We start from the raw sequence: 2,825 nt of genomic DNA on the forward strand, positions 1-2,825 counted from the left end.
TTATTGTAGTGGCAAAAAAAATTGCTACGGTTAGCAACCCAGAATTAGCAATCGGTGCGGTGACTTCCTCCGGAGTTGTACTGTGGTCTGGGCAAAGGCGATGGCCAAACAAAAATGCTCAATGGCGGGAAATACTATTAGCTCAAGCTCAAGAAAAAGCCCAAGCTCAGCTAGCTCAACTCCAACCGGGTTGCCCGAAAACCAATCCTACTGGGGCGCTAGCGTTGCTGGTTGATGATGGCATTGCTACTGGGATGACCATAGCAGCAGCAACGGAAGCAGTAAAAGCCCACAATCCAGCACAGGTCTGGATTTGCACACCAGTGGCACCAGGAGGATTAATACGCTGGTTATCACAGTGGTGCGATCGCATGGTTATCTTACAAACACCGGAACCCTTTCTAAGTGTTAGCCGCTTCTACCTGAACTTTCCTCAAGTTAAAACTCAAGAAGCTCTAAGCTATTTACAGCAGCATAACTATAAGCATAACTATATTACAATATCAGAGTCTTCAGTCAACGCTAGCCTAGAGCATTAACTATCTGCTTTAATTATGAGACTTTGGCAGTTTTGGTGGCGAACATTAGTGCTTTCAACCCAGTACAATCCACCAGAGTTCGTTGAATTAATGATGACCTCATTGGCAATGGCTTTACTAGCCACCTGGGGATATACCAGTGACTGGCCCTATCTGGTACTCAGTTCTAGCTTTGCCATGGGAGCAGCCGTATCCATGTGGGTAAGGGGTACAACCATGCCTTCCTCTAATTCCCGTATGGTGCAGGTAATGGCTATCCTGTTGATCATCTACAGCTTTTATGCTTTTTCTCACCTTGTCGATGACATTTTTACTTAATTTTAAACTGTAAATACTCTGGTGATACCCAATCCACTAACCAGATTCCATTATCGGAACAATAGAAGCTGTGACCAGCTTTGTGCATAGCTGCAGCATCAATGGCAAAAACCACAGGGCGACCATGCCTTGCTCCAACTTTTTTTGCAATTGCCATATCCGTCGATAGATGGACATGGTGTCGCGACATTTTACACAAACCCTGGCGCAGAATTGACTCAACTGCGCGGTGACCCGTACCGTGATAAAGCACATCTGGTGGAACCACAACTTCTAGTTGCAAATCGACTTGAACCGTATGACCTTGATTGGCACGAATTCGGGTACCTGTGGAGTCGAAAGAAAAGCGCTTCTTGTCATTTTTGGCAACTACTTCATTTAAATCAGCACGGCTGATCCGAAAGGAATGCTTTTTAGACGCCGCCAGTAGTTCCTCAACACCAACCCAGCCACCAGGAGCGAGTGTGATTCCAATTCTCTGAGGCTGGTGCCGAAGATGCTGACTCAAATATTTACTAATTTTTACTAATCGAGACGGATTCATATTGATACAGCAGTTTTCAATTGGGTGAGGTACAAATTCTTAAGTTTTAGGGAGCAGGGAGTAGGGAGCAGGGAGCAGGTAATAGGTAATAGGTAATAGGTAATAGGTAATAGGTAATAGGTAATAGGTAATAGGTAATAGGTAATAGGTAATAGGTAATAGGTAATAGTAAAAAAATCCTGTGTACCTGATAGCTATGAAAAACCCTGTAAGTTTAAAATAGTGGTGATAAACATTATTAAAGACCGCGATACATTTTTTTTTATACTGTTTTCATCAATTATTATCCCTATTCCCTATTCCCTGTTCCCTGTTCCCTGTTCACTATTCCCGATTCCCGATTCCCGATTCCCGATTCCCGACTTCTGGAAAAAGTCTAGTCGAGATCATGGTCTAGTTCTTAATTGCAAAAGTAAGGTTGAGAATATCCGAGCAATATTCCAAGCATCATCTCCTCCCCGGTGGTGAGTACCTTCCAGCGGTAGATTGAGTAAATCCAAACCTTGTGCCATACCAACTTCATGGGGCAAAGCTTGACTAATCGCAAACAAGGTTTTGATGTTGATATGTCTCGGACCGAAGGGATATCTCAAAAAACGAGATGTACACTGTTTTTGAAATTGATTTCGATCATAATCTCCATAGCTTGCCCACACTCGACGAGCAGATAAATACTTATCCTGTAGCATTGAACAAGCTTCAACAAAAGAAATTCCCTGGTCAACTTGCTCCTGGGTTAATGTAGTCAGTTTGGTACAGAATTCACTGACCCTTGAGCGTTCTGGTTTTACCAAAATACTATCTTTTTCCAGGGGCTTCCCAGAAACAACATCCAATACACAAATCCCAATTTCAATGATTTCGTTTTCTTGTCCTGGGGGTGGCTTCCCTTGCCAACAGGTGGCTTCAACATCCACAACAAGAATTTGGTCGAGTTTTTTGGACATATTAGCCTCCGGCTAGTTGACGTTTGTTGAAGGTTGAAGGTTAAAGGTTGAAGGTTGACGGTTGACGGTTGAAGGTTGGCAGGTTGAAGGTTGGCAAGTTGAAGCTTAAAGGTTGAAGGTTGAAGGTTTAAGGTTGAAGGTTTAAGGTTGAAGGTTTAAGGTTGAAGGTTGGTTGACGGTTGTTCACCCTTGGCATCCCTTGTAGTCTCTTTACTGGTGGGAAGGGGGAGGTATTTGGACAGACTTACTAGGGTGTCAGCCTACATTGATTGCCCAAATGCTTCCCCCCTACAAGGTTTTCAAGACGCTTTTAACTAAGTCATATACTTGTATTATAATATAATACAAGCCAAAAGAGCATCCACCAACTGCTGATATGATTAGCAGCTGGGTAGAAGCCTTGGGCTCTAAACCCATGCGTAATACGTCTGGGAAATCCTACCGTGAAATAGGTGAAGAAAAAAAGACTTGGACCGA

At 43.3% G+C, this 2,825-nt stretch carries 4 protein-coding genes; 2 read left to right on the forward strand and 2 right to left on the reverse strand.

Annotated elements, in window-relative coordinates; genetic code table 11:
* Both F6K20_RS32680 and F6K20_RS32685 read left to right on the forward strand, forming a co-directional pair.
* Positions 1–539: phosphoribosyltransferase (locus F6K20_RS32680; protein WP_287297543.1), on the forward strand; the 539-nt coding region annotated here is incomplete at its 5' end.
* 15 nt (positions 540–554) lie between these two features.
* Entirely contained in the window at positions 555–857 is a 303-nt protein-coding gene (locus F6K20_RS32685; RefSeq protein WP_287251098.1) for a hypothetical protein, read from the forward strand.
* On the opposite strand, the gene F6K20_RS32690 is transcribed toward F6K20_RS32685, so the two are convergent.
* A complete protein-coding gene (locus F6K20_RS32690; RefSeq protein ID WP_287251099.1) occupies positions 850–1,401 on the reverse strand; it encodes an RNA 2'-phosphotransferase in 552 nt (183 codons plus the stop codon). The two genes, F6K20_RS32685 and F6K20_RS32690, sit on opposite strands and share 8 nt — an antisense overlap.
* 386 nt (positions 1,402–1,787) lie before the next feature.
* Positions 1,788–2,348 carry a 3'-5' exonuclease gene (locus F6K20_RS32695; RefSeq protein WP_287297545.1) on the reverse strand — a complete coding sequence of 187 codons (561 nt, stop codon included), beginning with the start codon at positions 2,346–2,348 and terminating at the stop codon, positions 1,788–1,790.
* Positions 2,349–2,825: the final 477 nt, after the last annotated feature.

This window comes from Moorena sp. SIO2C4, assembly GCF_010672485.1.
Taxonomy (GTDB): Bacteria; Cyanobacteriota; Cyanobacteriia; order Cyanobacteriales; family Coleofasciculaceae; genus Moorena; species Moorena producens.